The following is a 26,809-nucleotide window of genomic DNA, read 5'->3' as shown; positions in this document are numbered from 1 at the left end:
ATGAGAAAAACAATATCCATTATATTATTAATATTAATAATTGGGAGTTTTGCTGCTGCCAATGGAGTTAGTGTAATAAATATTTTTCAGCAAGGGATTGTAGAAGGATATTTTATAGAATATAATAAAAATAACATAGTCGTAGAAGAATATGGAGGAGATATCTATAAACTACCTCTGGTTAAAGATGTAATGCTAGAGATAGATGGACGTGCTGTAAATATAACGGATTTTAAAAAAGGAATGGAAGTATATATAGAATTGCGGGGTAGAAGTGTAAAATATATGGATGCCTATTCAGGTGATATGCCTGGATATATACAGCCAGGAGAGAAAACTCGAGTAGGAGTCGTTAAAGAAATTGACAGAGATCAAATTCAAATAAAGCTGCCAACTGGCGAGGAGGAAGTATATTTTACTTCCCCTGCCACAGTAATTACTAAAAATAAGCAAAATACAAATGCTAACTCCTTATATATAGGAGATAGAGTTAAGCTTTATTTTGATGAAATGGACTCATCCTATATTAGCAGATTAGAAATAGAAGGAAATTCCATACTAATTAAAGAGTTATATAGAGGAAAGCTCACAGTAGTTGATGAATTAGAAGATATAATAGCATTGGAAAATCCAGAAGTATTTAGAAATGGGGATTGGAGAAGTTTAGATACAAACTTAAGGCTTCCATATAATTCAGATCTTCCACTATATGTAGGAGGACAAAAGATCAATTATAAAAATCTAAAGCATTATAAAGGCAAAACAGTTTATATGGCAATGAAGGACTTTTTTGGTAAAGAAAAGATAGAAAAAATGGTAGTAAAATCCCAATATGAAACTGTTTTCTCCGATAAAATAAAAGAAGTCAGCCAATATGCTTCACAATTAGAGCTTGGTAATAATAAAAATATTAAATTTCATGATGGGACAATGGTTATAAAATCTGGCAGATTAGTAGACACCTATAGTCTAAATTCGGGATCCGATGGGTTGATTATAGCAGATGGAAGAGGCAGTGAACTTTCAGCTGATATTATATATATATATAATGAAGATATAAACAACTCCAATATTGGACAAGATTATATATATGCTGGAAGACTAAATACCATATTGCAAAACAAACTATATCTAAGAAATTTCTTTTTACTAGACAAAAATGAATGGGAATCCTTTAGGGAAGAAAAGGAACTATTCTATGATAACGATACCTTTATATATGATATGGAAAACAAAAAGGCAGTATCTCCTAAGGAATTCTTCTCATCTAATTATTCAGTAGATGAGGATAATACAAGAAAGAGAAAACCAAGGGATTGGTATGGTTATCTATATACAGATGGAGACAGGGTTTCCGTAGCCTTTGTAAAAGAAACTCTAGATTCCCTATATGGACAAAGGACAACCATAGGTACAGTGGAGAGCAGCCCAGTACTAGATAAATCCATGGGATGGACAATTAGATTAAGGGATGTTAAAAACTGGAGTTCAAGGAATGAAGAATGGATGGCAGCTAACGCCTCATTAAATCTATATCTAAAGGAAGCAATGCTCATTAAAGATGGAGTAAAGGTTAATATTGAGGATATTAAAGTCGGAGATAAATTATATCTTGTAAGAGATAGCAATATGGCGAAAGTAATTATCATAAAATGAGGTGTATGATGAAAAATAAAATTATTTTACTATTAATAATAGCAATATTAATACCAAACCAATCTTTTGCTACACCTCTGGAATATGCAGGTGGTGTACAAAATGAACATCAATATGAAGAAATAGTTTTTATAACTGGGAAACCCATAAAATTTATAGGGACATATAGTGTATCAGAAAAGATAAAAGACAAAGAGGAATCTATAACCTATAAATTTACATTGAAAAGTGAAGATACAAGTTTAGATGGGAAACTAGATAGAACCATAACTTATACAACTAATTTGTCTAAACATACAAATGTAAATCAAACAATAGGAGAAACCACAGTAGATAAATATAAAGAAAATATAAAATTCGGCAAGGATACCTATAGCCTTGAGGACTATCAATTTTCAAAATCTGATATAATTGATGAAAGACCAGCTGCCGATTTTTACTCAGGTAATATAAAGGGAAGAAAATACTATGAATATAATAAAAATAAAGGAAATGTTACAATAGATATTACAGGTGGAAACGTAGGATATGAAAATTTTTGGGGTAGTACAGAAACCCAGATAATAAGCCATATTGTAACAGCCAATATATTGGGTGATGGAGATAAAAAAGGGAAATCATGGCAAGGCTCCTATACTCACCAAGTATCTGACAGTATGACTAAATCCCTTAGATACTCTGAAAATGATGCAAATTTTTCAAGTTTTCATGGAGGACATATTAGAATAACCAATCAATCTGTAGTATCAAAATATGACTATAAACTACCTGATGCAAGAGGAAGCGTATCTTTAAATCAAGATATGGTACCAAGACTTGAAAGACTAATTGTACCTAAATTTAGAGATGTAAATGGGCATTGGGCTGAAGAAAATATAAAAAAATTATATTCCCTAGATGTATTTGATGACAATAGTGATATATTTGGTCCAAATCTGCCAATGAGCAGATTACAATTTACTAAGGCCATAATGAGGGCATCTGATATTAGAGTTACCATGGAAGAAACAAGAAAGAGTCGAAGAAAGAAAAATGTACCCGAAGAAAGATCCTATTTTGCTGATTTTGATATTAAGGATACAAATTATCAATATATAAAATCAGCAGTAGATAAAAAAATAATTACGGGAACATCCCCAAATTTATTTGAACCGAATAAATCTCTTACAAGAGCTGAGGGAATAACTATTTTAGTTCGTGCATTAGGATTTGAAAACAGAGCACCTAATCCAGGTTATATAACTTCATTTTCTGACGATAGAAACATCCCGTCTTGGGCTAGAGATAGTATATATATGGCAAGAGAGATGAATATAGTAGAAGGTGATGCTATGAATAGGGTAAACCCAAATCAAGTGCTGACAAAAGCAGAAGCATCTACTTTAATAGTAAAATTTTTACAATTCTTAGAAAAAGATTTACAAAGAGATTATAGAGAGAATATAATTAATTTCTAATACTAAAAGGAGGTTTTACTATAATGAAAAAAATATTATCATTATTACTTATATTCACATTACTCTTTCCAACTATAGCCATGGCAGAAGCACAACAGTTAGACAAAGAAGATTATGTGGATATACAATTGTTTTTAGAAGTATATAGCTATATAAAAAAGGAATATCCTCTAGAATATGAAGATAGCAAAATTCTAGAAGGAGCATTAAAAGGAATGTTAGAATCCCTAGATCCATATAGCTCATATTATAATGTAGAAGAAGCAGAGGATTTATACAAGCAATTAACAGGTAGCTTTAGTGGAATCGGTATTTATATAGAACCAAAAGAAGGATATATAAATGTTAGAGATACCATAAAAGGTCAACCAGCAGAAACAGCAGGTGTAAAAAAAGGTGATTTAATCATCAAAGTAGACAACAAGGATATAGCCAATATGCCATTACAACAAGTATCTAAACTAATACAAGGACCAAAAGATACAACAGTTAAACTAAGTATCAAAAGAGGAGAAAAATTGCTAGATATAAATGTTAAAAGAGCAGTTGTAAGTATATCCCCAGTAGATTACAAAATAATAGATGATAAAATAGGATATATAGAAATCGCAGAATTTACAAAAAATGTTTCTAAGGAAATAGAAAAGATTCTAAGAGAATTGGACAAAAAGAATCTAAAGAAAATAATATTAGATGTAAGAGATAATCCAGGAGGATTATTAACTGAGGTAGTATCTATATCAGATTTATTTATAGAAAAAGGACCAATAGTTCATATAAAACAAAACAAAAAACCATTGATAACTCATGTTTCCACATTAGAAAAACCAAAATATGAAATAGTAGTTCTAATAAATGGAAACTCCGCTTCCGCTTCAGAAATATTGGCAGGAGCAGTTAAAGAAAGAAAGACTGGAAAAGTAATAGGCACAACTACCTATGGAAAAGGTACAGTTCAAACAGTTATAAGTATGGATGATGGCAGTGTGCTCAAAATGACAACGGCAGAATACTTATTGCCAAATAAAACTTCAATCAATGGAAAAGGTGTTGAACCAGATATTAAAGTAGAAAATACAGAAAAAGAAGATTTACAACTTAAAAAAGCAATAGAAATATTAAAATAAGTAACTTATGTTACACATAATACCCCCTCTAATTTATTATAATGAACATAATAAATTAGAGGGGGTATTATTATGGAAAAAAATCTTAGCATTAGGAAATATAAAAATATAATAGTGTTTCTAGCAATTCTATTCTTAGGCACTATTATATATAAAAAACAAATTCTAAAGTCTTTCATAGAACCTAAGGAAAATATAAAAAAAACAAATATAATAATTGAGGAAGACTTAGGCATACCAATAGAAACAGATAAAATCATAAAAGAAGTTATAGTAGAAAAGTTAAACTATATAGGAACTATTTACCCTAAAGATACGGTTGAGCTTTCCTTTAAAATGCCAGCAGAAATAATTCAATTAAACATAAAGGAAGGAGAACATATAAAAGCTGGGGATATAATAGGAAGATTAGATGACTCAAATATCCATGCAAAATTAGATACAATACAAGCAAAACTAAAAACCATTGAACTTAATATAAACTACCTAAGTCAAGAGGAGAGTAAGTATAGAGAGTTATTGGATAATGGAGCTATACCTCAAAATGCCTACGATAAAATTAAACATGAAAAGGATATAGCTGAAATGCAATTAAAGGAGTTAGAATCCACAAAAATAGAACTAGAATTAAGTTTAAGGGATTTTGTCCTAATTTCCCCTATAGATGGAATAGTAAAAAATCTCAACGCTTCCATAGGGGAGATAGCGTTGACTGGAAAGCCAGTAGCCCTAATAGATACTGAGGAATCCATTGTAAAAGTCAATATTGGAGAAATGGATTTAGATAAAGTAAAAAAAGATATGGAAGTAAACCTAGCTCTAATTGGAATAGAAAATAAGATAAATGCCAAGGTTACTAAAATAATGCCAAGTATAAACCCTGCAACTAGGATTGGTGAAGTGGAGATAGCTAATATAAATGGTCAATTTATATCTGGTACAAGTGTAGAAGTAGAATTTATCATAAGTAAAGTAGATGAGGGGCTTACAATGCCACTAAATGCAATAAAAGAATTAAAAGATACTTCAGTAGTATATAAAATAGTAGATAATCATGTGGAAGAGATACCAATAAAGACGGGAATAAAAGTGAATAATCGACTACAGATAATAGAAGGATTAGAAGAAGGGGATATAATAGCCATAAAAAATCTAAATAAATTATATGATGATGCCAAAGTAACTATATTTAAAGGAGAAATAAAGTAATGAATATAGGTAAATTTTCCATTAAAAACAAATATTTAATACTTACTATATTATTAGCTATTGTAATAGTAGGAGTCTATTCAAAAAAAACTTTGCAAATACAATTATCCCCAGATACAACTCCCCCAATGGCTACAGTGATGACAAGATATTTTGGTGCATCCTCACAAGATGTTTCAAAGGATATTATAGAACCAATGGAAGAAGAATTAGGAAAATTAGAAGGCATAGTAGATATAAGTTCCATAGCTCAAGATAATATTGCCATTCTCCAGCTAAAATTTAACTACGGCATAAATATTGATGAAGCAGCAATAGATATACAAAATTCCATAAGCAGAATAAAAGACAAGCTGCCAAGTAGAATAGATGAGCCAAGGGTTTTAAAGTTTAGCACCTCTGATAAACCTATTATGACAATTAGTCTAAGCAGTACCTCCCTTAGTATGGAGAAACTCAGACAAATTGCAGAGGATAAAATAAGCTTCGACATACAATTAGTTGAAGGAGTTGCAGGAACTAATATTTATGGTGGATATAAATCGGAAATACAAGTAGAATTAGATAGCTCTAAAATGGATGCCTATAATATATCTTTAGAGGATATATCTAAGCTTCTTGCTCAAAATAATATAAAATCACCGGGAGGAAAATTAAAAGAGGACAATAAAGAATTCCTCATAAGAATTGAAGAAGGTTTCACTGCTCTAGAGGATATAGAGAAATTACAGATTCCAACAATAGATGGAAAATTTATTTATTTAAAAGATATAGGAAAGGTAAAGCTATCCTTTGAAGAATTAGAAAGTGCCTATAAATTAAATGGAAAAGATTCCATAGCTATTTTAATAAATAAAAGAGCAGATGCCAATACAATAGAAGTAGTCAACAATCTTAAGGAAAGATTAGGAACTTTAAAGGAAGAATATCCTTTTATTGAATTTGAAATAGCAGGAGATGACTCTATATTCACATTACAAATGGTTGATAATATGACAAGCAGTGTATTTCAATCTATTTTGTTAACAGTATTTTTAATAATCCTGTTTATAGCTGCTATTAATCAATCAATAGTAGTATCCATATCCATGCCCCTTGTATTTTTAATGACCTTAGGGCTTATGAAAATATAGTCACTCACAATACCAAATATAATAAAGATATAATCACTGCCACAATAGATGCTGCAGAAGAAATTGCATTACCAAGTATAGCAGGAGCGCTGACAACATTAGTAGTATTATTCCCCCTTATATTCATTAAGGGATTTGTAGGCTCTATGTTTAAACCATTATCCTTAACTCTTATATATGCAATACTATCTTCAATATTTATAGCATTAACTATAATACCATTGTTAACTGTACTTATGTATAAAATAAAGCTAAAGAAAATAGAGGGAATAATAAAATTTTTAAGCAGACCTTTTAATAAATTCATGAATATAGTATTAAATATATATATTGGTATTTTAAAGTTTGCCTTGAATAATAAATCTATAATTTATATAATATTAGCTATACTGATGATTTTAAGTGGAAAATTTCTAGCTTCAAATGGAGTAGAGATGTTACCTAAATTCGACAGTGGAGTCACATATATAAGTATTGAGATGGAGCCTAATGCCAAGATACAAGATACAAAGGAAGCAGTAAATAAGATAGAAAAATATCTAGATAAAGAGGAAAATATAATCAATTATGATGCACAAATAGGATTTGAAAAGGATAACACCATGTTAGGGGATTTTGGATTAATGGGAACAAACCAAGGCTTTATGACTATTAATCTAAATACAAGAAAAAAAATGGAAGAAACAATATGGCAATTTCAAGATAGATTGAGAAAATATATATCTTCTATACCTGGTATAATGGAATTTTTTGTCAAAGAGCAAGGTGGGACTGCAGCAACAGGATCTGCTGCCCCTTTAGATATAAGTATAAGGGGTGATGACCAAGAACTTTTATATGAATTAGCAACTCAATTCCAAGAAAAATTAAATCAAATAGAAGGAACTACCAATGTCTATAAAAAATTTCATAGCCATGGAAGGTATAAAAAATTCCACCATGGACATAGATGAATTTCAAAATCTAGGGATTCATCTTAAATATAAAACTGAATCAGTAAGCTCCATAGAGGATTTGATGAATATAAAAATTCGTACACCCCAAGGTGTTACAGTACCTCTCAGAGAAATTGGGCAAATTGAAATTAATAAAAAAGGCAATATGGTTACTAGACAAAATTACAAATATACTATTGAAATCTTGAGTTACACTGATGGTAGAGCATTTAGCCATATAGTATCAGACGTTCAAAGGCAAATAAATGAATTACCATTACCAAAGGACTATAGTATTAGCATGACAGGAGATCAGGAAGAACTTAGTAAATCTATGAAGGATATGATTTTTTCATTAATATTATCTGTAATATTTGTATATCTGGTATTGGTGCCGCAATTTAAATCCTTTATCCATCCAATTACGATTATGTCAGCTATTCCTCTGGTTATAATAGGAGTCGCACCTGCCTTAGGATTAAGTGGAAAATATATATCCATGCCCGTATTATTGGGGTTCATTCTATTAGCAGGAACCGTAGTAAATAATGCTATTTTACTAGTTGAACATACCAACAATCTTAGAAAAGAAGGAATGGCATTAGAAGAAAGCCTGGTAGAAGCTGTGAAGGCAAGATATAGACCTATTATGATGACTGCATTATCGGATATAACAGGTATGCTCCCCTTAGCATTGGAATTAGCATTAGGTGCTGAAAGATTTTCACCTTTAGCAATAGCAGTAATAGGCGGGATGTTAGCATCCACATTATTAACCATGATTATAATTCCAGTTATATATGCTAGTTTTGAAAAGCTCATATCTATATTTACGAAAAACAAAAAGGAAGAAGGGATATAATTGAAAAAAAGAATAATAAGTCTAATATTGGCATCTATAATATGTATCACACCTATGATTTCCTTTGGAGAAGAAACAACAAAGAATAGTATAAAAACCACAATTTCCATGGAAGAGGCTATAGAAATAGGAATAAAGAATTCTCCGGAAATTAAACTCAATGAAGTAGAAATTGAAATAAAAAAAGTAGAAGCAAGTGAAGCTAATTATGAAGAGAGAAAACATAAGAAAAGTGATATATCTATGGGAACTGTTGAAGAGTTCCTATTAGATGAAAATATGCTGTCTAAAAAAGCAGATTATGCCTTAGAAGAGGAAAAACTAAAGAAGAATTATATAGTAGAAGATATAAAATATAATGTTGTAAATGCTTACTATGGAGTCCTAAAGTCAAAAGAACATATAAATGCAGTAAATAGTAATCTAGATAATATCAACAGACATAGGGATATAATAAAGAAAAAATTTGACTTAGGTCTTGTATCTAAATCTGAACTTTTAATAACAGAGATTGCCTTAAATGAAGCCAATATAAACTTAGAAAAGGCTAAGGAAGATGGAGAAATGGCATTAAGGGCATTGAATATGGTTTTAAACTACCCGCTAAATACAAAATTAAATCTAACCTCTAGCTTTAAAGAAGAGAATTTTTCTGCAGATTTAGACAAAGATATTGAAAATTCATACAAAAAAAGATTTGAAATGATTCAAATGAGAAATAATTATGAAATTGTAAAGTTGGATTTTGAAACCAATGCCATAGTATATCCTTCAAATACCTTTAAATATAAATATAAAGAAGGCAGTGTACTAAGGATGGAAAATTTGCTGAACAATGCTAAGCAAAATGCAGAGTTTGATATTAGAGGGAAATATGATGCAATAAAATCTGCAGAAAAGCAAATAAAACTGGCTAAGGCAAATGTAGAAAAGGCAGAAGAAGGACTAAGATTAAAGGAAATTTCCTATAATGTAGGAAAAGGAACTATATTAGAAGTAAAGGAAGCTATGACTCAGTTATATAATGCTAAATTAGCAGTATCAGATGCTATAGCAAATTATAATCTAAATATAATCCAATACAATAAGGCAATAAATATAGGATCAGTTAGATAAAGATAACCACCTTTTAGTTATGAAGTGCACCACAAAAGTTAGATAATAAATTTAACTTTTGGAGGTGCATTTTTATAATGTTTTTGCATAATATGTTTAATATGTGAAACATTTCTTGTTTAACTATTTACATATTGATATAAATGAGTTATACTAAAATCGTTATAAAAAATATATGGGTGGTGAAGAAGTGGAAAGGTTAGAAAAGTTGTCTGAAAACTATAAATGGATAGAAAGAATAGCCAGCAGAACTAATATAGAACTTTTAAAGACTAAGGATATGTTAGAGGAAGTACATGATAGATTTTTTCAAGCATATGATTTGTCCAATACAAAATTTAACGTTCTAGTCATTCTATATAAGGGATGCACTGAAGAAATGTATATGTCAAAAATAGGAGAGAGGATGCTTCTGTCCAATGCTAATATTACAGGTCTAATAGACAGATTGGAGGAGCAGTCTTTAGTAAAAAGAGTTAGAAGCAAAGAAGATAGAAGGAAAATAGTTATAAAGATAACAGAAAAGGGTATAAACTCCGTTGAAAAGGTCATGGAAGATTATATTAAATGGTCCAAGAAATTGATGGAAGTATTAACTGTTGAAGAAAATAATCAACTAATAAAACTATTAAAAACATTGCAACAAGGAATTATTGAAATAGAAAAGGATAATGTTTTAAATATAATAGAGGGGAGATAGAAAATGAAAGGAATAAAGAAAAAAATAATTTCTGCCATTATATGTACTATGATTTTAGGCTCCACTATGGAAACCTTTGCAGCAGAGGATAAGGTATTAAAACTAACAATGGAAGAAGCAGTTCTTATGGGAATAGAAAATAGTTTAGCCTTAGATCAAGTAGAAGCAGAGATTAAATTAGCAGATATAACAAAGGATAGATCCCACTATTCTACTAAGAAATTAAGACGTGGTGATGATGATTTAAGAGATGCACAGAAACAAATAAACCAAGCAGAGGGACTTTTAAATCAAGGGGTAGTTCCAAGTGATATATCCTTAGGTGATGGAAAAGTAATTAAAGCTGGAACCAAAATAGATAGCTTACCTACTGAAATGCAAGACAGTATAAAATCAGGAATCAAAAAATCCATTGAGGATTCTAAGGGACAGTTAAGTAGTGGAAATTTAAAAATAATAAATTCTCTTCAAGAAGCAGGAGGAAATATTTCGACTGCCCTTGATTTTGCAAGTTTAGATGCATTAAATGTAGATTCTACTTCTGATGTATTAAATACCATGGCAGATATTAGTTTTGAAGTTACTCAAGCATCCTTTGATATTTATAAAAACAGTATTGCATTATTGATACAAAAAAATTATTATGATGTACTTCAGGCTAAACAAATGGTAGAGGCAAAGGGAAAGGCAATGGAAAGAGGTAAAAAACAATATGAATTTGCAACTGCCAGCTATAATGAAGGACTAAAGGCTAAGGATGATATGCTTGTAGCAAGCACATATTATAAATCCACTAAAATACAATATGAAAAGGCAAAAGGGGATTTAGAAAATGCCCTAGTTGAATTAAAGAAAAATTTAAATGTAGGGTTTGATAAGGAATTAGTTCTAACAGATGTACTTGTGGAGAAACCAGAAAACTTCAATCTAGATAATGGACTAATCAATGGTATGAAAGAGAGATTAGAGATAAAAAAGACTTTAGGAGAAGTAGTAGTATATAATACAAACTTCAACGAAACTAAGAAAAAGTATACATCTAATACTTTTCAATATAAAGAGGCAGAGGCATTAAAGGAAAAATCTTTAATAAACTTTGATCAGGCTAAACTAGAAGTTGAAAGCTCAATACGTCAATCCTATAACACTGTTAATACAGTAGCCTCCATGCTAGAATCTACAAAGGAAATGATTAAAGAAGCAGAGGGGAACCTAGAGATTGCAACATTAAAATATAAAGAAGGGTTTGGAGTACAGACTAGTTTGCTAAAGAACTTAAACCTAGAGGACTCAGCTGGTACTATAATAGAAGTTTTAGCAGCAGAAGAAAAGCTAGCAGAAATCGAAGAAAATGTTGTAAAGATAACATATGCATATAATTTAGCGCGTATGCAGTATCTAAACAATACGGGGAACTTTATTTACTAAAATATCTAATATAATTCATATAACTGGAGGGGGAAAACATGAAATCACGTAAAACAAAAGTATTAATACTATTAGTGATTTTAACAACTATGCTTTATGGTTGTAAAGAGAAAGATGTAGAGGTAGTGGCGGAGCCATTGAAACCTGTTAAAATAATGGAAGTAAAGACACAAGATTATTCTGATGATATTGAAATCAGTGGTAATGTGAAGCCTGCTCAATTAGTAAAACAGGGTTTTAAGGTTGCAGGGGTTGTAGGAAATATTTATGTAAAAGAAGGTGACCGTATATCAGAAGGTCAAGCACTTATGAGTTTAAATCCCCATGATTATGAACTAGGGGTAATAGCAGCTCAAGCACAATATGATTCCTTAAATATGCAGCTTAGCTCTAAAATAGATTCCTCTATAAATCAAGCTAAGGCTAATTTGGACTTTATCAAAACCCAATTAGATAGAGTAAGGAGATTACATGAAAAAGGTGCTGTAGCTACTAAAACAGTAGAAGAATTAGAAGTATCATTGGTAGTTGCAGAAAATAAATATAAAGAAGCATTAGATGCAAAAGAAACATCAGAAGCACAACTTAGGCAAGCAGGCGCAGCACTAGAATTAGCACAGTCACAATTAAGTGATACTGTAATTCATAGTCCAATAGATGGTACAGTAGTAAAACAAATCTTTGAAGTAGGGGAAACCATAGCACCGGGCTATCCAGCCTTTGTATTAGGAAGACTAGACACACTGGAAGTAGAAGTAGGAGTTCCAGATAATTTAATAGATAATATAAAGGTAGGAGAAAAAGTAAAATTATTTATCTACGGTATAGATAAGGAATTAGAAGGGGCTATATCCAATATAGATGCTACAGCTGATTTAGAAACTAGAACCTTTGGAGTAAAAATAGATATAGATAATAAAGATGGAGATATAAAACCTGGAATGATAGCCAATGTAGTTATAAATATGGATAAAGTAACTACAATAATTGTACCTATAGATTCAGTAGTAGATGATGCTAATAAATCTACAATCTTTGTATATGACGAAAATGCAAAAACAGTAAGTAAAAGAGAAGTAAAAGTAGGAGCAGTATTTGGGGATCATATACAAATTGTCGAAGGACTGAAGGATGGTGAATTGGTAGTTATACATGGGCAATTCGGTCTTTTAGAAGGAGAAGAAGTAAACGCTAGGAGAGTTGAAGAAAATGACTAAATGGTGTATAGAACATAGAAGTATAGTTGCAGTATTATCCCTATTTATAATTTTATCAGGAATATATGTATATGTAGAAATGGAAAGACAGGAAAATCCAGACGTTGTATCTCCAGGTGCAACAGTAAAAACCATTTATCCAGGGGCTACTCCAGAAGACGTAGAGAGATTAATCGTAAAACCATTGGAAGATAAAATAAATGAAATTCCAAATATAAAGCTTATGACCAGTTATTCCTTAGACAATGTAGGGGTTATAATAGTTAGGCTAAAGGATTTAACAGATGAGCAGATAACAGAAACATGGAATAAGTTAAAGGATAAGGTAGATGAAGTAGAGTTACCAGATGGTGCCTATGATCCAGAAGTAGATACGGAGTTAGTAGATACCTATGGTATGCTATTTACCATAAGCGGTGACGATTATAAATATAAGGATTTAAAATTGGTAGCAGATGAATTACAAGAGAGAATAGAGAAAATAGATGGAGTAGCCAGGGTAGAAATAGACGGACATATAAAAGATGAGATACACATTGACTTGGATTTACTTAGAATGAGAAACTTTAAAATACCTATGAATACCATAGGTATGGCTTTAAAGGCTAGGAATATTAATATTCCAGGAGGAAGTTTAAAACTTCAGCAATCTAATATACCTATTACAACTACAGGTGAATATAATGATATAAATGATATTAAAAATACAATAGTTGGAATGTCGGAAGCAGGTAATATCATATACTTAAAGGATATTGCAAATATAACGGAACAAGAAGGAGAAAGGGATATCTATGTTAGTGGAAACGGTGAAAAAGCCCTTCTTTTAACATTAAAATATTCTGAAGGAGAAAATATAGTTAAAATAGGGGAGAAAATAAGAAAATCCCTAAAGGAATATGAAAAGACTCTTCCAAGTGGAATGAATCTAAATATAATAACTGACCAATCAGAATATGTAAACGATGCTATAAAGGATTTTGAAGGAAACTTAATAGCAGCTATATTATTGGTAGTTGTTGTAGTGTTTTTAACTATGGGACCAAGATCAGCTATAGTAGTATCTTCTGCTATTCCAATAACAGTTATGGCAACCTTTGTATTTATGAAGTTCTTTGGTATCATACTTCATCAAGTATCCATTGCTTCATTAATAGTTTGTCTTGGATTATTAGTATCCAATGCAATAGTTGCCAATGATAATATGGATTTACATCTATCTCAAGGCAAGGAAAGAAAACTTGCTATTACAGATGGGATAAAGGAAGTAAGAATAGCAATACTGACATCTACATTAACAACAGTTGCTTCATTCTTGCCACTTGCTATGATGAAAGGAGTTGCAGGAAAATTTGTTAAGGATTTACCTGTAATGGTTACAATAGCCTTGATGAGTTCCTATTTAATATCCTTAACAGTGGTTCCGGCCATGGGATATACTTTCCTAAAGGAAAAGAAAAAGGAAGAGGTGCCAACTAAGAAAAGAAAAATATTGGCTAATAAGCTTGGTGAAGCTTTTCTGAAATTCTATGAGCTTTTCTTAGATCAAGCATTGGAAAAGCCAAGAACTGCCATATTAATAGCAGTTGGTGTATTAGCTTTAACGAGTTTACTTATACCAACTCTTGGACTTCAACTATTCCCATTTGTAGAAAGGGATCAGTATATAATTGATGTTACCCTTGCAGAAGGAACTACTGTGGAGAAAACTCATGAAATAATAGAAGACATAGAAGCATTGCTTTTAGAAGACACTTCTGTTACTAACTTTCTATCCAAAGTAGGAGATGGTATCCCTAAATTCTATCCTTCATTCTTTGGAAATCAAATAGCTAGTAACAAAGGACAATTTGTAGTAAATGGAGAAATAGCACAGATAGAAAATATTCAACGTAAATTAAATGAGAATATACCAGGAGCAAGAATTGAGGTAAAACAACTGGAAAATGCTATCCCAGTAGAATTACCTGTACAGGTGAGGGTAACAGGTAAAGATGTAGATGTATTAAAGGAAATATCCAATCAAATAAAAGAAATTTTATATACAATAGAAGAAGGGCAACACGTTCAAGATGACTATGGTTCAAAGACACTTAAGATGACCATAGATGTAAATCAGGATAAAGCCAGTATGGTAGGATTGACTAACTATGATATATCCTCTACAGTAAGAATGGCAGTAAACGGATTAGAGATGACAAAGCTAAGACCAGATAATTCTGATGATGACGTGCCGGTTGTTTTGAGAATACCTTCTGAGCAAAGAAAAAATGTAGATATGTTAAACAATATATTTATAACATCACAAATAACAGGTAAAAACGTACCTATTAATCAGATAGCAGAAATAAAATCAGAATTCAATTTAAACAGAATAATAAGAAGAAACAGAGATCGTACTATAACTGTAGGATTTCATCCAAAGTCAGGTCATAGTGCAGCAGAAGTTTTAAAGATAGTAGAAGAAAGAATGAAAGACTTTGAAGTACCAGAAGGCTATAGCTATGAATTTGGTGGAGAGAACGAAGATAGGGTAGAAGCCTTTGAATCCCTTGTAGCACCTTCTATATTGGCAATAGTATTGGTTTATTTAATACTAATGTTCCAATTCTTTGATTTAAGACAGCCGCTTATAATCATGGGAACTATACCACTATCCTTTATAGGGGTTATACTAGGGTTAAAGATAACCGGATTCCCATTAGGATTTATGGCATTAAACGGAGTAGTCAGTTTAATGGGAGTTGTAGTTAACAACGGAATAGTTCTCCTAGACTATATCAATATTCTAAAGAGAACAGGCATGGAAACCTTAGATGCAGTAAAGACTGCTTCCATGGCTAGACTAAGACCTATTACCATAGGTATGGTTACAACAGTTATAGGATTAGTTCCTATGGGAATAAGAGGAGGAAGCCTTTGGGCACCATTAGCATATACTATAATATTTGGACTAATGGTATCCTCTGTGCTGACAGTACTTGTAATACCAGCATCCTTTATTGTGTTTGAAAATAAGAAGGCAAAGAGGAAGACAATAGAAGCACAATAAAGAAATATAAATGTAACATAACTGTAATGGTATTTTGGAGAAAGACCATATATAATGTAAATATAAAGAAGTTACGGCATTAAATTATTACAATATTACAGTTATGTTACAACTTCTTATAATCATTGACCTTCATAAAGGTTGATGCTATAATAATTAATATGATGTGGGGTTTAGGGAAAACTTTGCAGTTAAACCAAACTCTTACAAGTTTGATGGATTTATTGAAGGGTTTGCCATCAAACTAAGATCAAAACTACTTCAAAAAAAAGTAAATAAAAAAAAGGAGGAAATACAGCATGAATAAGATGAAAAGAATATTTTCATTTCTTCTAGTATTATCCATGATACTAGGAAGTTTTGCAGCTTCATTCACAGTTGCTCACGCAGCAGAAGTTGAAAAAGCAGACAAAGAATTAACAAAAGTTCCAAAGGATGTAATTGGAACAGATTATGAAAAAGCAGTATCAAGATTAGTTGCATTTGGTATCGTAGGTGGATACCCAGATGGTTCATTCAAACCAGAAAAAGAAGTTACAAGAGCAGAATTTGCTAAAATATTAATAGAAGCATTAGGAATAGGTAATGCTACTAAAGCAGCAACAGGAAATACTAAGTTCTCAGACGTTCCAGCAAGTCACTGGGCATCAGGATATATCAATGTTGCATCAGGACAAGGACTTATAAAAGGATATAACAATGGAACATTCCAACCAGAAAAACAAGTTTCCTATGCAGAAGCATTAACTATGTTAGTTAGAGCATTAGGATACCAAGATAACTTCTTAAAAGGAACTTGGCCAGGAAACTATGTTGCAAAAGCAGCAGAAGCAGGAATCACTGCTGGAGTTAAATTTGACAGCGCTGTTAGTTCAGCTAATAGAGGAGATGTAGCTGTATTAGTTAACAACACATTAGACGGAGACGTTGTAAAAGTAGAAACATATAAAGATGGTACAGTAGAATATAAAGAAACAGAAAAGACTTTATTAAAAGACAAATTAGATATTAGTAAATATGAAGATACAAGAGTTATAGCTGATAAAATAGTTAATGATGGATTAGATGCAGATGAAATAACTGTTAAATTCTTAAAAGACATCGATAAGAAAGAAACTAATTCCGTTAGAAAAGACTATAAAGAAGGCGATGAAAAAGATTTCAGAATCGCAAAAGCTGTAAACCCAAGAAAATTCGTAGGTGAAGAAGTATCCGTATATATGGATAACAAAGACAAAGTAGTTTATATCGAAGTAGAAAATGATGACAAAGCATACTTTGACTATGTAAGTGAAATACCAACAGGTAAAGATGGAGCAATTGAAGAAATTTCTCTTGTAAAATTTGACAAAGATTATAAATTCGATAAAGAAGCAACAGTATATGTATTTGATTCAAAAGATGATAAATACGTTGAATTAAGCGTTGAAAAAGATGGAATCGATGCAAAAATAAATGATGTTGTAGGTCATGTAGGTAAATTCGTTGTTAAAAACAACAGAATCGTATACGCTGAAATCATGGACAGTTCAGAAGCGCTTCCATGGATGTTAGTTAGAGAAAACAAAAAAGGTCTATTAGAAGGTATTAGCCAAACTACTGAAGACTTTGACTTAGATTTAAGTAAAGATGGAAACTATGATGGAGTATTAGTATTTGATACATTAGGAAATAATCTTGATGTAGAAGATATTAAAGAAGGAAACATAGTTTATGCACAAAAACAAGAATATGATGGAGATGACTATGCAGTAGTTGTAGTAGTTCAAGACAATGCTGTAGAAGGAAAACTATCAAAAGTTAAGAATGACAGAGTAACATTAGGAGATAAACAAACTAAAGTAGTTCAATATGTTTCAGAAGGAACAAAACAATATCAAGCTTACTACAGTGTTGAAGGATTTGAAGAAGTAAAAGAGTGGACTGGAAAAGATAATGACGAATGGGCAACAGATATGGAAGACGCAGACGAAGAAACTATGACAGCATATCTTGATGCAGCAGGCAGAATCGCTTTCCTAACTACTAAAACAAAAGCTACATCAGGATATAAATATGGTGTTGTTGTAAAAGCATATAGCGACAATGACAGAGTTAAAATTTACACTTATGTTGATGGGAAAGATGGAGAAGAAATCACATATAGAGTAGAAAAAGAAAAGAGTTTAAGTAGACCAGTATTACTTGACAAATATGGTGTTGAAATGAAAGATAGCGATAAGAAACTTATCACTAGAGATACAGAAATTAAAGACGGTGACGTTGTTAAGTTCAAACTTAACAAAGCAGGAGAAATTGCTGAAGATGAACTTTATGTAATGGATCCTACAAACACTTGGGTAATGAAAGAAAACAAAGACTTTGGTAAAGACAGTGTTCCTTCCGCATTACATGACAAGAAGGATGAAACTAAATCATTTGCAATAGATGATAAAGCAGTTATTATCGATGCTGAGGGATTAAAACTTAACAGCGGTAGAACAGGATTCTTAAAAGACTTTGATGTTGATGACTTCTCAATTTCAAAATGGAAAGATATGTCAGAAAACAAATATGACTCAGAATTAGAATACTATGTATTCACTAAGAGAAACAACAACGTAGACGTTGATGCAGTAATATTTATTGGTAAAGGTGCATCTACATCATCAGATGAAGAAGCAGTTTACATCATCGATAAATGGACTAAGGGTGGAGATGTATTGGTAAAATACGCTTCATACGAAACTGGTAAAGTAGAAGAAAGACAAGTAGATAAGTTAGATAAGAACAGTAATGTTAAATTAAGTAGCTTCTATAAGGAAAGAGCATTCATTGCTAAGACTAAGAGTAGCGGTAAGATAGAATTATTTAACACAGCTCAAGGTGACTTATCTTATGTAGCAGGTGTTGTTACAGAGAAAGATGGTAACATCATTAAGATAGGTACTGATAAGACAGAATATAAACTATCAAGCAATGCAGTTGTTTACGAAGAAGATGCTAAGAAGACAACTTCTAATATCAGAAAAGGTGATTCAGTATACTTTGTAGTAGAAAACAAAGTAAACATCAGAGTAATCGAAAGATTAATTGATGATGAAGCAACAGATATTAAAGATGGTGTGAATATCTACAAAGAAACTGGTATTACTGTTGGTAAAGGTTCTGGAACAGGAACAACACCAGGTAAGCCAGAAGAAAAGAATCTAGTAACTTATGTTAACCCAGCTAAAGATCAAATGATCGTAGGCGGAGTAATCTACAGAGCGAACAAAGATACTGTTGTTAAAGCTGATGGTAAAGTTCTTGCATTAGGTAGCTTTGACGGAGTAACAATTGGTGATGAAGTAACCATAGATAAAGATGTAGTTACTATAAAAGTTTCTGCAGCATCAAAAGATGCAGCTAACTTAAAAGCAGCTCAAGAAGCAGTAACAGCATTAGAAACAGCAGCAGGAAAAGTGTTAACAGACGAAGCGAATCTAAAAGCAGCAGAAGCAGCATTAGAAACAGCTCAAAAAGCAGTTGATAAATTACCAGCTGACGTTGCGCCAGCTACAACAAAAGCTGATTTACAAGGCAGAATAAATGCTGCTAAAACTACTGTAACAAATGCTAGAAAAGCTTTTGATGCAGCGAATAAAGTAGCAGCAGTAGATGCTAAATTAGCAAAATTACCAGCAAAAACTGATGTTACATTAGAACACAAGGCACAAGTTAAAGAAGCAAGAGACGCATATAATACTTTAACTTCAGCTGAAGTAGCTCTATTAACACCTGGTAACGTTACTAAGTTAACTGATGCTGAAAGTAAAATAACAGCATTAGAAACAGCAGTAGCAAATGTGGCAAAAGCAAAAGCAGATTTAACAACACTTGCAGTTACTAATACTGATGAAACTAAAGGTTCTATAGCTGAACCAAGTGCTCATACTAATGGTGCAAAATATGAGTTAAGTTACAAGGCAGTAACAGGAGTAACTGGAACTGCTCCAGTAGAAATAACAAAACAAGCAGAAACATTCACATTTGAAATTACTGTAACTATAACCGATGGAACAGAGTCAACAATTAAAGATACTAAAGTATTTACAGTAACAGTTCCACACACTGTTGCTCCAATAGAAGTAAAATAATAAAGTAACTTAATTGAGAAGCTATTTCTTAATTAAAGAAGAACCCCAATGGAGAAATCCAAAGGGGTTCTTTTATACCTATTTATTGTTTGTAAGTCTTTGTTATTTAAGGGTTAGAATATACTTTACCACATGCTAAAAAATTCTTTACTTCATATTATAACATTTTTTTATTGTGCCTTTACACTCATATAATCATATGCTTTTTAATAGTATTATCATATTGATTTATCAATCATCTAATTCTTATTATATTTTTATTTGTGAATTACTACTTTCTCTGGGAGTCTAGACTTTTTCATGGACAGTTTTAGTAATTCAATAATTTGCATGATTTTAATCTTAATTGAATCAATATGCATAATTCCATATATAATTGATTCAAGCAAACCAAGAAGAATCAAAACCTTACTTTCACAAAATGATTTGGTGTCATCCGACTTGAAAGTTCTCCTCTTACAGGTAGAAATACTTGTGGGATGTTTATTACCTTGTAAAGTATTCCATAAAATGTTAATATGTAATTATATGAAATTATCAGAATTAATAAAAAATGGAGGGAGATCTTATGAAAAAAGTAAAATTAAAAGCTTTAATGTTTGTGATGATATTAACACTATTAATTACAGGCATACCATTAAATGGATTTGCAGAAGAAGATAGTTTAGACAAGAATATTCAAAAGGTAAAAGCCCTATTTAAAATAGGAGATGAGTACGATTATTTTGATAAGCATCAGTATGATAGGTCAAGTGATAAGAAAATTACAAGTCTATCTTGGAGGAATAAAGATAAACATATTGGTGTAGATATTGATGAAGATGGGAATATAATAGGTTATTGGAAAAATGAACGTAGTATTAATAGAAATACAAAGCCTTACAAATTCCCTAAAACAACTAAAAAGCAAGGAGAAAAAGTTGCTAGAGATTTTATAAAAAAATTATATCCCGATATATTAGATAAAATTATATACCAAGATGAAGATAATGCTGCATATCTTAGAAATGATTTAAGAGAATATAATTACAGTTTTGCAAGGAGAGAAGATGATATACCATTCTATGGAAATAATGTATATATCAGCGTAGATACTCAAACGGGAGAAGTAAATAGTTTCAATATAAATTGGGAAAAAGATTTAAAATTTGAAGATGCAAAAAATATTATATCAAAAGATGAGGCAAAAAATATATATAAGGATAATATGGATTTAGAACTATTATATAAAGTAAAAGAAACAGATAAAAATATGGAATCATATTTAGCATATAGTGTAAAAGAAACAGATAAAACAGTGGATGCTAAGACCAAAGATATCATAAGCACTTCATATATACCTAGATATTCCATATATGGAGGCATATCCCGTAGGAATATGGAAAAGATATCAATTGAAGAAGAAAATAAATTGATAAATTCCAAGAAGATAATAGGTAGGAAAGAATCAAGTGAAAAGATAATAAATACTTTTAAATTAGGAAAAGAGTATGAAATAGAAGGTCATAAATTATTGGGCAATAAGGAAAAAGATATTTATATATGGGAAGTAATGATTATGAAGCGTGTTGGAAATCATGGAAGTGGCACAAGTATGAGTGTCAATGCTAAAACAGGAGAGATTATAGATTTTTCTGATCCTGGGTCCTGGGATGATGCAGATGATAAAGAACCAAAATATAGTAAAGAAGAATTGCTTGAAAAAGCAAAGGAATTAATAAAAAACAATAGTCCTGAGAAGTATAAAAAAGTGGAGTATATAGAGAATGAAGATAAAATTTCATTTTATAATGAAAAGAATATATCCGGTTTTCTGTTTGTAAGAAAAGAAAATGATCTTAAAGTTGAAAATGATGGTTATAGAATAGTTTTGAGTAATGTTACAGGTAATGTACAATCATATAATTTTAATTGGAGTGATTTAGAATTTGAATCTCCAAATAATATAATAGAAAAAGATGAGGCAAAAGAAATACTATTAGGAGATAAAGAATTAGTTCTAGAATATCAACTAGAAAACAGTGAAAAAGAAAAAAAGAATGTTAAATTAGTATATGATTTTAAAGATAAGTATTTAGCAGTAGATGCTAAAAATTCAGAGATAGTAGATAATATAAGAGGGTTAATGGAGAAAGCAGCTATAAAAGGATATAAGGATACAGAAAATAGTTTTGCTAAAAATCAGATAAATAAATTACAAGAGTATATTGTTTTATTTGAGGGAGAAGAGTTTAAACCAAAACAAGAAATAACCCAGAAGGAATTTTTACAATTACTTGCCCAAACCAAATATAGATATTATTTCTATGAAGATTCAGATTATATATATGAAAGATTTGTTGATGAGGGTATTCTAAAGGAAGAAGAAAAAAATATGGGAGCAAAAGTAACTAGGGAAGAAGCTATAAAGTATATAGTTAGAGCTTTTGGACAAGAACCATTAGAAGATTTAAAAGGCATATATAAACTAGAGTATGATGACGCAGATAAAATCTCAACTAATTTAAAGGGACATATAGCAATTGCTGAAGGACTGGGACTTATAAGTGGAAAAGGAAACTTTAGACCAAAGGATAATTTAACAAGAGAAGAGGCAGTTTTGCTAATATATAATATCTTAAATAGGGATATTTAATGATACTGTATTCCATAGAATTATGTTGAACATTAAAAAACATCTCACAGGTAGAAATCCTTGTGAGATGTTTTTTAGTTGGCAATTTGTTTTGGTAATGTTAATAAAATTTATTGACTATTTAGTGGTATGGTGGTATACTACAATAGACAACAAGAAATTAACATATTAACCAAAATATAATAAGTAAACAAAAATCAAGTAAAATAGAGATAGGTATGTTGTTGGGCAGGGATTAAATATGAAAAATAAGTGCGTGGTATAGTGGAGCAATACAATAGGAGGGCGGTCAGATGAATTTCCAAATTGATAAAAATAGTAATTTACAAATAAATGAACAGATTGCATTACAATTAAGATACCAGATTATTAATGGAGAGTTAGAAAAAGGTAGCAAGCTGCCAAGTGTGAGAGAAATGGCTTCAATGCTAAATATAAATAGGCATACCATCTCTAGAGCTTATAAAGATTTGGAAGATGAAGGTCTTATCGTTACTAAGCAATCCTTAGGTACATTTGTAACAGAAGATTTAGAATTACCTCAAAAAAAGGATGTAGCTAAATTTATAAGTACAATTAAAGAAGCAATGAATATATCAAATTCTTTAGGATTTACAACAAAGGAATTTTTAGAAACTGCTCAATCCATATATTTAAAAGAGAAAAATGGCAGGGCAATTAGAGGACTTTTCGTTGAATGTAACCATGCTGCTTTAAAACAATATATAAATGATATCAAAAATGAATTGGAAATTGATATTGAAGGTTGTCTATTATCTGATATAGAGGATGGAAAGATATCTAGTAGCAAGATTAGTGAATATGATTTAGTTATGACAACTGTAGGTCACTATGCCTATTTGAAAAGGTTAATAAAAAACAATGAAAATATTTATGCTATAAACTTTGGACCTTATTTAAAGGTGCTAAATAAACTTAAGGATTTACCAAAGGAATCAAGTGTCGGGATAATATGTATTAGTGATACAGGGGCTATAGGTTTAAAACAAGTTTTAATAGATTTAGGTATAGTACAAGGTGTAATTATAGAAGAAAGCACAAAGAATTTAGATAAAGTGAAGGAAATTGCTAGTAATGTAGATATATTAATAGTTTCAAAATATGCATTAGAAGAAAACAGTGAATTTTTTGCAACTATACCAAATAAGATAGTTGAGTATTCAAACGTTCTACAGGATACATCTATTAAAATGCTTGAGGAAGTTGTAAATAATATAAAGCAATCTAAAAATTAAATGGAAGGAGGATATAAACCTATTTAATGTGAAGCTTTTAGATGAATAACTAATTATAAGGGGGAAAATGTTATGTTAAACAAAAAGTCAAGAAGCATTATCACGATGTTTGTTTGTTTGGTTCTAATATTAAGTGGATGTAATAGTGGTAAAAAACCTGCAAGTTCAAATGGAAAAGTGGTTTTAAAAGTTGGACATATTAACGCTCCAGATCATCCTTGGAATATTGCCCTAGAAGGTTTTGCAAAAGATGTATCTGAGGCTACAAATGGAAATTTAGAAATTCAAGTATTTCCATCCTCTCAATTAGGTGGAGAAAGAGATATGGCTGAAGGTCTTAAATTAGGAACATTAGATATGGGTTTATTTGGTACAGGTGCTTTACAATCATTAGATAAGAGATTAATTATTGAAGAGTTACCATATGCATGGTCTGATAGAAACAATGCATATGCAGCCCTTGATGGAGAATTAGGAGAAGAGTTAAACAAGATACTTAAAGGTCATAGCATAGTTGGGTTATCCTATTGGGAAAGTGGATACCGTCATATAACAAATAGCGTTAGACCAATAAATAGTTTAGAAGATTTAAAAGGTTTAAAATTAAGGGTACCTGAAGCTGAAATGAGAATAGATACTTTTAAGGATTTAGGAGTGTTACCTACACCACTTGCATTTTCAGAAGTATTTACTGCATTGCAGCAAGGTACAGTAGATGGGCAAGAAAATCCATTACCAACTATTTCATCATCAAAATTTAATGAGGTACAAAAGCATTTAATGATTTCTGGGCATATTTGGGGTTCGGCATTACTAGGAATTAGTGATAAGTCATGGAACAGTTTATCTGACGACTATAAGAAAGTCATAGCAGAAAAGGCAGATGTTTGGAAGATAAAAGAAAGAGAAATGATACAAAATTCAGAGAAAGAACTTTTAGAAAGTTTGAAAGCATCTGGTATGGAAGTTACAGAGCCAGAGGTACAACCTTTTAAGGATGCAGTACAAGGAGTTTGGACTAAGTACGAAAGTCAATTTGGAAAAGATCTTGTTGATGTTGTAAGGAAATATTCAAAATAGTTTCTAGAACCAAATTAACGGGGGTGGATTTATGTACTCAAAGTTTAAAAAACATCTTCTAAATATACTTAGTAAGTTCCTAATAGTTCTATTCTGGGGGATGTGTATTGTTGTTTTTATGGGTGTAATATTTAGATTTATTAAAAAGCCATTAGTTTGGGCTGAGGAATATGCATTAATTTCTATGGTATGGCTTACCTTTATAGGTGCAGGTATAGTCTATGAATATAATAGTCATTTGGCTGTAGATTTATTATTAGTAGTTTTACCTAAAAAGAGTTCTAAAGTAGTAGAATTAATAACTGACATTATTGTTTTACCATTCTTTGTAGCGTTAATTGTTGGTGGGGCTATTATGGTAAATATCACTAAAGCCTCAATTACACCTGCACTTAACATATCCGTAGCATTTCAATACTTGCCGGCTTTAGTTGGTGGCTTAATAATGCTAATGTTTAATATTGAAAAAATAATTACAAAGATAAAAGGTTTGAGAAGTGAAAACTGTATAGAAGGGAGAATTAATTAATGGTTATCTTACTTCTAATTATTTTATTTGTATGTATAGGTTTAAGTTTACCAATAGCATTTTCTATCGGAATTTCATCTTTAGTGTATTTGCTTTTAGCTGATTTGCCCATAGTACTTGTGGCTCAGAGATCTATATTAGGTTCATATACATATCCATTTCTGGCACTTCCTTTCTTCGTATTTGGAGGAATGCTTATGGAATATGGAGGAATCACAAAAAGATTGATGAGACTAGCCACAGCATTTGTTGGACATTTAAAAGGTGGACTAGCTGTTGTAACTGTAATTGCCAGCACATTGTTTGGTGCTCTTTGCGGTTCTGGAGTTGGTGCTACAGCGGCTGTTGGGTCTATAATGATACCAGCTATGAAAGAGAAAGGGTATGCTGCTGAATTTGCAGCAGCTTTACAAGGATGTTGCGGAACATTAGCTTCTCTAATTCCGCCTAGTTTAACCGTAGTGGTAATAGGGGCAACCGGCGGATTATCCATAGGTGCATTATTTCTTGCAGGTGTAATGCCGGGAATTTTAGTAGGATTAGGACTAATATCAATTTCAATTGCAATATCCATAAAGGGAGGATATGGAAGTGAGAAAAAGGCATCGTCAAGAGAGATTTTTGAGGCCTTTAAAGACTCATTATTAGCTCTTATTGCACCTATAATTATTTTAGGTGGGTTATGGGGAGGTATATTTACGGTTACTGAGTCTGCAGCAGTTGTAGTTGTATATTCATTTATTATTGCAGTATTTGTTTATAAAGAAGTTTCTTTTAAGCAACTGCCGGAAATTACATTACAAACAATAAAGACATCAGTATCGGTTTTGTTAATTGTAGGTGTGGCGGCTTTATTTGGATGGATTGTAACAGCTGAACGTATACCTCAAATGTTAACAGAGTTTTTCTTAAGCATTTCATCAAATAAATGGGTATTTATGATACTTATCAATCTGTTGTTGTTAATTTTAGGTACATTTATGGAAAGTACTGCATTAGCAATTATTTTAATACCTGTTTTACTACCAGTTGTATACCAATATGGTATTGATCCAATTCACTTTTGTACAGTATTTTTATTGAACTTGTGTATTGGTGCTAATACACCACCTTTAGGTGTAACCCTCATGACTGGTGCAAGAATAGCTGATGTGTCATTTACTAAAGCTTCTAAAGCTGTTTTGCCTTTTATAGTTTCAATGATAGCGGTTCTTGTTATTACTATATTTGTTCCTCAATTTTCAACTATTTTACCTTCTTTGGTTTTAAGTGGAAAATAATTTAAAAGGAGGTTAGGAA

General features: G+C 31.3%; 16 protein-coding genes and 1 pseudogene. All 17 read left to right on the top strand.

Translation table 11 applies throughout. The annotated features are described in order from the left end of the window. Window positions 1-1,656 carry a hypothetical protein gene (locus tag RT714_RS00280; RefSeq protein WP_313755624.1) on the top strand — a complete coding sequence of 552 codons (1,656 nt, stop codon included), beginning with the start codon at window positions 1-3 and terminating at the stop codon, window positions 1,654-1,656. 8 nt (window positions 1,657-1,664) lie between these two features. Beyond that, window positions 1,665-3,113, top strand: a complete 1,449-nt coding sequence (locus tag RT714_RS00275) for an S-layer homology domain-containing protein (RefSeq protein WP_313755623.1) — start codon at window positions 1,665-1,667, stop codon at window positions 3,111-3,113. Between the two features lie 23 nt (window positions 3,114-3,136). Further along, window positions 3,137-4,240 carry a S41 family peptidase gene (locus tag RT714_RS00270; RefSeq protein WP_313755622.1) on the top strand — a complete coding sequence of 368 codons (1,104 nt, stop codon included), beginning with the start codon at window positions 3,137-3,139 and terminating at the stop codon, window positions 4,238-4,240. Window positions 4,241-4,312: 72 nt separating this feature from the next. Then, entirely contained in the window at window positions 4,313-5,449 is a 1,137-nt protein-coding gene (locus tag RT714_RS00265) for an efflux RND transporter periplasmic adaptor subunit (protein WP_313755621.1), read from the top strand. Beyond that, window positions 5,449-7,535: pseudogene (locus tag RT714_RS00260) on the top strand (efflux RND transporter permease subunit). Before RT714_RS00265 ends, RT714_RS00260 begins: the two are co-directional and overlap by 1 nt. Then, a complete protein-coding gene (locus tag RT714_RS00255; protein ID WP_313755620.1) occupies window positions 7,474-8,379 on the top strand; it encodes an efflux RND transporter permease subunit in 906 nt (301 codons plus the stop codon). The pseudogene RT714_RS00260 and the gene RT714_RS00255 overlap by 62 nt, the downstream one beginning before the upstream one ends. Further along, window positions 8,380-9,495, top strand: a complete 1,116-nt coding sequence (locus RT714_RS00250; RefSeq protein ID WP_313755619.1) for a TolC family protein — start codon at window positions 8,380-8,382, stop codon at window positions 9,493-9,495. Window positions 9,496-9,685: 190 nt separating this feature from the next. After that, on the top strand, window positions 9,686-10,195 hold the full coding sequence (locus RT714_RS00245) for a transcriptional regulator, SarA/Rot family (protein ID WP_216542354.1): 510 nt from the start codon (window positions 9,686-9,688) through the stop codon (window positions 10,193-10,195). A gap of 3 nt (window positions 10,196-10,198) precedes the next feature. Next, a complete protein-coding gene (locus tag RT714_RS00240; RefSeq protein ID WP_216542356.1) occupies window positions 10,199-11,623 on the top strand; it encodes a TolC family protein in 1,425 nt (474 codons plus the stop codon). Between the two features lie 38 nt (window positions 11,624-11,661). After that, window positions 11,662-12,840: an efflux RND transporter periplasmic adaptor subunit gene (locus RT714_RS00235; RefSeq protein WP_216542358.1), complete on the top strand. Its 1,179-nt coding sequence runs from the start codon at window positions 11,662-11,664 to the stop codon at window positions 12,838-12,840. Next, window positions 12,833-15,892, top strand: a complete 3,060-nt coding sequence (locus RT714_RS00230) for an efflux RND transporter permease subunit (RefSeq protein ID WP_313755618.1) — start codon at window positions 12,833-12,835, stop codon at window positions 15,890-15,892. The genes RT714_RS00235 and RT714_RS00230 overlap by 8 nt, the downstream gene beginning before the upstream one ends. Window positions 15,893-16,191: 299 nt before the next feature. Then, complete coding sequence (locus RT714_RS00225; RefSeq protein WP_313755617.1) at window positions 16,192-20,010, top strand: S-layer homology domain-containing protein; 3,819 nt, start codon at window positions 16,192-16,194, stop codon at window positions 20,008-20,010. Window positions 20,011-20,578: 568 nt separating this feature from the next. Next, a complete protein-coding gene (locus RT714_RS00220) occupies window positions 20,579-22,645 on the top strand; it encodes an S-layer homology domain-containing protein (protein WP_313755616.1) in 2,067 nt (688 codons plus the stop codon). Between the two features lie 293 nt (window positions 22,646-22,938). Next, window positions 22,939-23,901, top strand: a complete 963-nt coding sequence (locus tag RT714_RS00215; protein WP_313755615.1) for a GntR family transcriptional regulator — start codon at window positions 22,939-22,941, stop codon at window positions 23,899-23,901. 72 nt (window positions 23,902-23,973) lie between these two features. After that, a complete protein-coding gene (locus tag RT714_RS00210; protein WP_313755614.1) occupies window positions 23,974-24,981 on the top strand; it encodes a DctP family TRAP transporter solute-binding subunit in 1,008 nt (335 codons plus the stop codon). Between the two features lie 31 nt (window positions 24,982-25,012). Next, window positions 25,013-25,510, top strand: a complete 498-nt coding sequence (locus tag RT714_RS00205) for a TRAP transporter small permease (RefSeq protein ID WP_313755613.1) — start codon at window positions 25,013-25,015, stop codon at window positions 25,508-25,510. Further along, window positions 25,510-26,790 carry a TRAP transporter large permease gene (locus RT714_RS00200; protein ID WP_313755612.1) on the top strand — a complete coding sequence of 427 codons (1,281 nt, stop codon included), beginning with the start codon at window positions 25,510-25,512 and terminating at the stop codon, window positions 26,788-26,790. The genes RT714_RS00205 and RT714_RS00200 overlap by 1 nt, the downstream gene beginning before the upstream one ends. The last annotated feature ends 19 nt before the right edge of the window (window positions 26,791-26,809 follow it).

It is taken from the genome of Tissierella sp. (genome assembly GCF_032104385.1).
Lineage (GTDB): Bacteria > Bacillota > Clostridia > Tissierellales > Tissierellaceae > Tissierella.
The sequence above is the reverse complement of the archived record's forward strand: the minus strand, read 5'-3'. Positions and strand labels throughout refer to the sequence as shown.

Excerpts from the sequence above, each read along its gene's own strand:
- RT714_RS00210 (WP_313755614.1), top strand. The coding sequence starts at position 23,974 with ATGTTAAACAAAAAGTCAAGAAGCATTATCACGATGTTTGTTTGTTTG.
- RT714_RS00265 (WP_313755621.1), top strand. The coding sequence starts at position 4,313 with ATGGAAAAAAATCTTAGCATTAGGAAATATAAAAATATAATAGTGTTT.
- RT714_RS00240 (WP_216542356.1), top strand. The coding sequence starts at position 10,199 with ATGAAAGGAATAAAGAAAAAAATAATTTCTGCCATTATATGTACTATG.
- RT714_RS00215 (WP_313755615.1), top strand. The coding sequence starts at position 22,939 with ATGAATTTCCAAATTGATAAAAATAGTAATTTACAAATAAATGAACAG.
- RT714_RS00280 (WP_313755624.1), top strand. The coding sequence starts at position 1 with ATGAGAAAAACAATATCCATTATATTATTAATATTAATAATTGGGAGT.
- RT714_RS00270 (WP_313755622.1), top strand. The coding sequence starts at position 3,137 with ATGAAAAAAATATTATCATTATTACTTATATTCACATTACTCTTTCCA.
- RT714_RS00205 (WP_313755613.1), top strand. The coding sequence starts at position 25,013 with ATGTACTCAAAGTTTAAAAAACATCTTCTAAATATACTTAGTAAGTTC.
- RT714_RS00220 (WP_313755616.1), top strand. The coding sequence starts at position 20,579 with ATGAAAAAAGTAAAATTAAAAGCTTTAATGTTTGTGATGATATTAACA.
- RT714_RS00230 (WP_313755618.1), top strand. The coding sequence starts at position 12,833 with ATGACTAAATGGTGTATAGAACATAGAAGTATAGTTGCAGTATTATCC.
- RT714_RS00255 (WP_313755620.1), top strand. The coding sequence starts at position 7,474 with ATGTCTATAAAAAATTTCATAGCCATGGAAGGTATAAAAAATTCCACC.
- RT714_RS00275 (WP_313755623.1), top strand. The coding sequence starts at position 1,665 with ATGAAAAATAAAATTATTTTACTATTAATAATAGCAATATTAATACCA.
- RT714_RS00235 (WP_216542358.1), top strand. The coding sequence starts at position 11,662 with ATGAAATCACGTAAAACAAAAGTATTAATACTATTAGTGATTTTAACA.
- RT714_RS00225 (WP_313755617.1), top strand. The coding sequence starts at position 16,192 with ATGAATAAGATGAAAAGAATATTTTCATTTCTTCTAGTATTATCCATG.
- RT714_RS00200 (WP_313755612.1), top strand. The coding sequence starts at position 25,510 with ATGGTTATCTTACTTCTAATTATTTTATTTGTATGTATAGGTTTAAGT.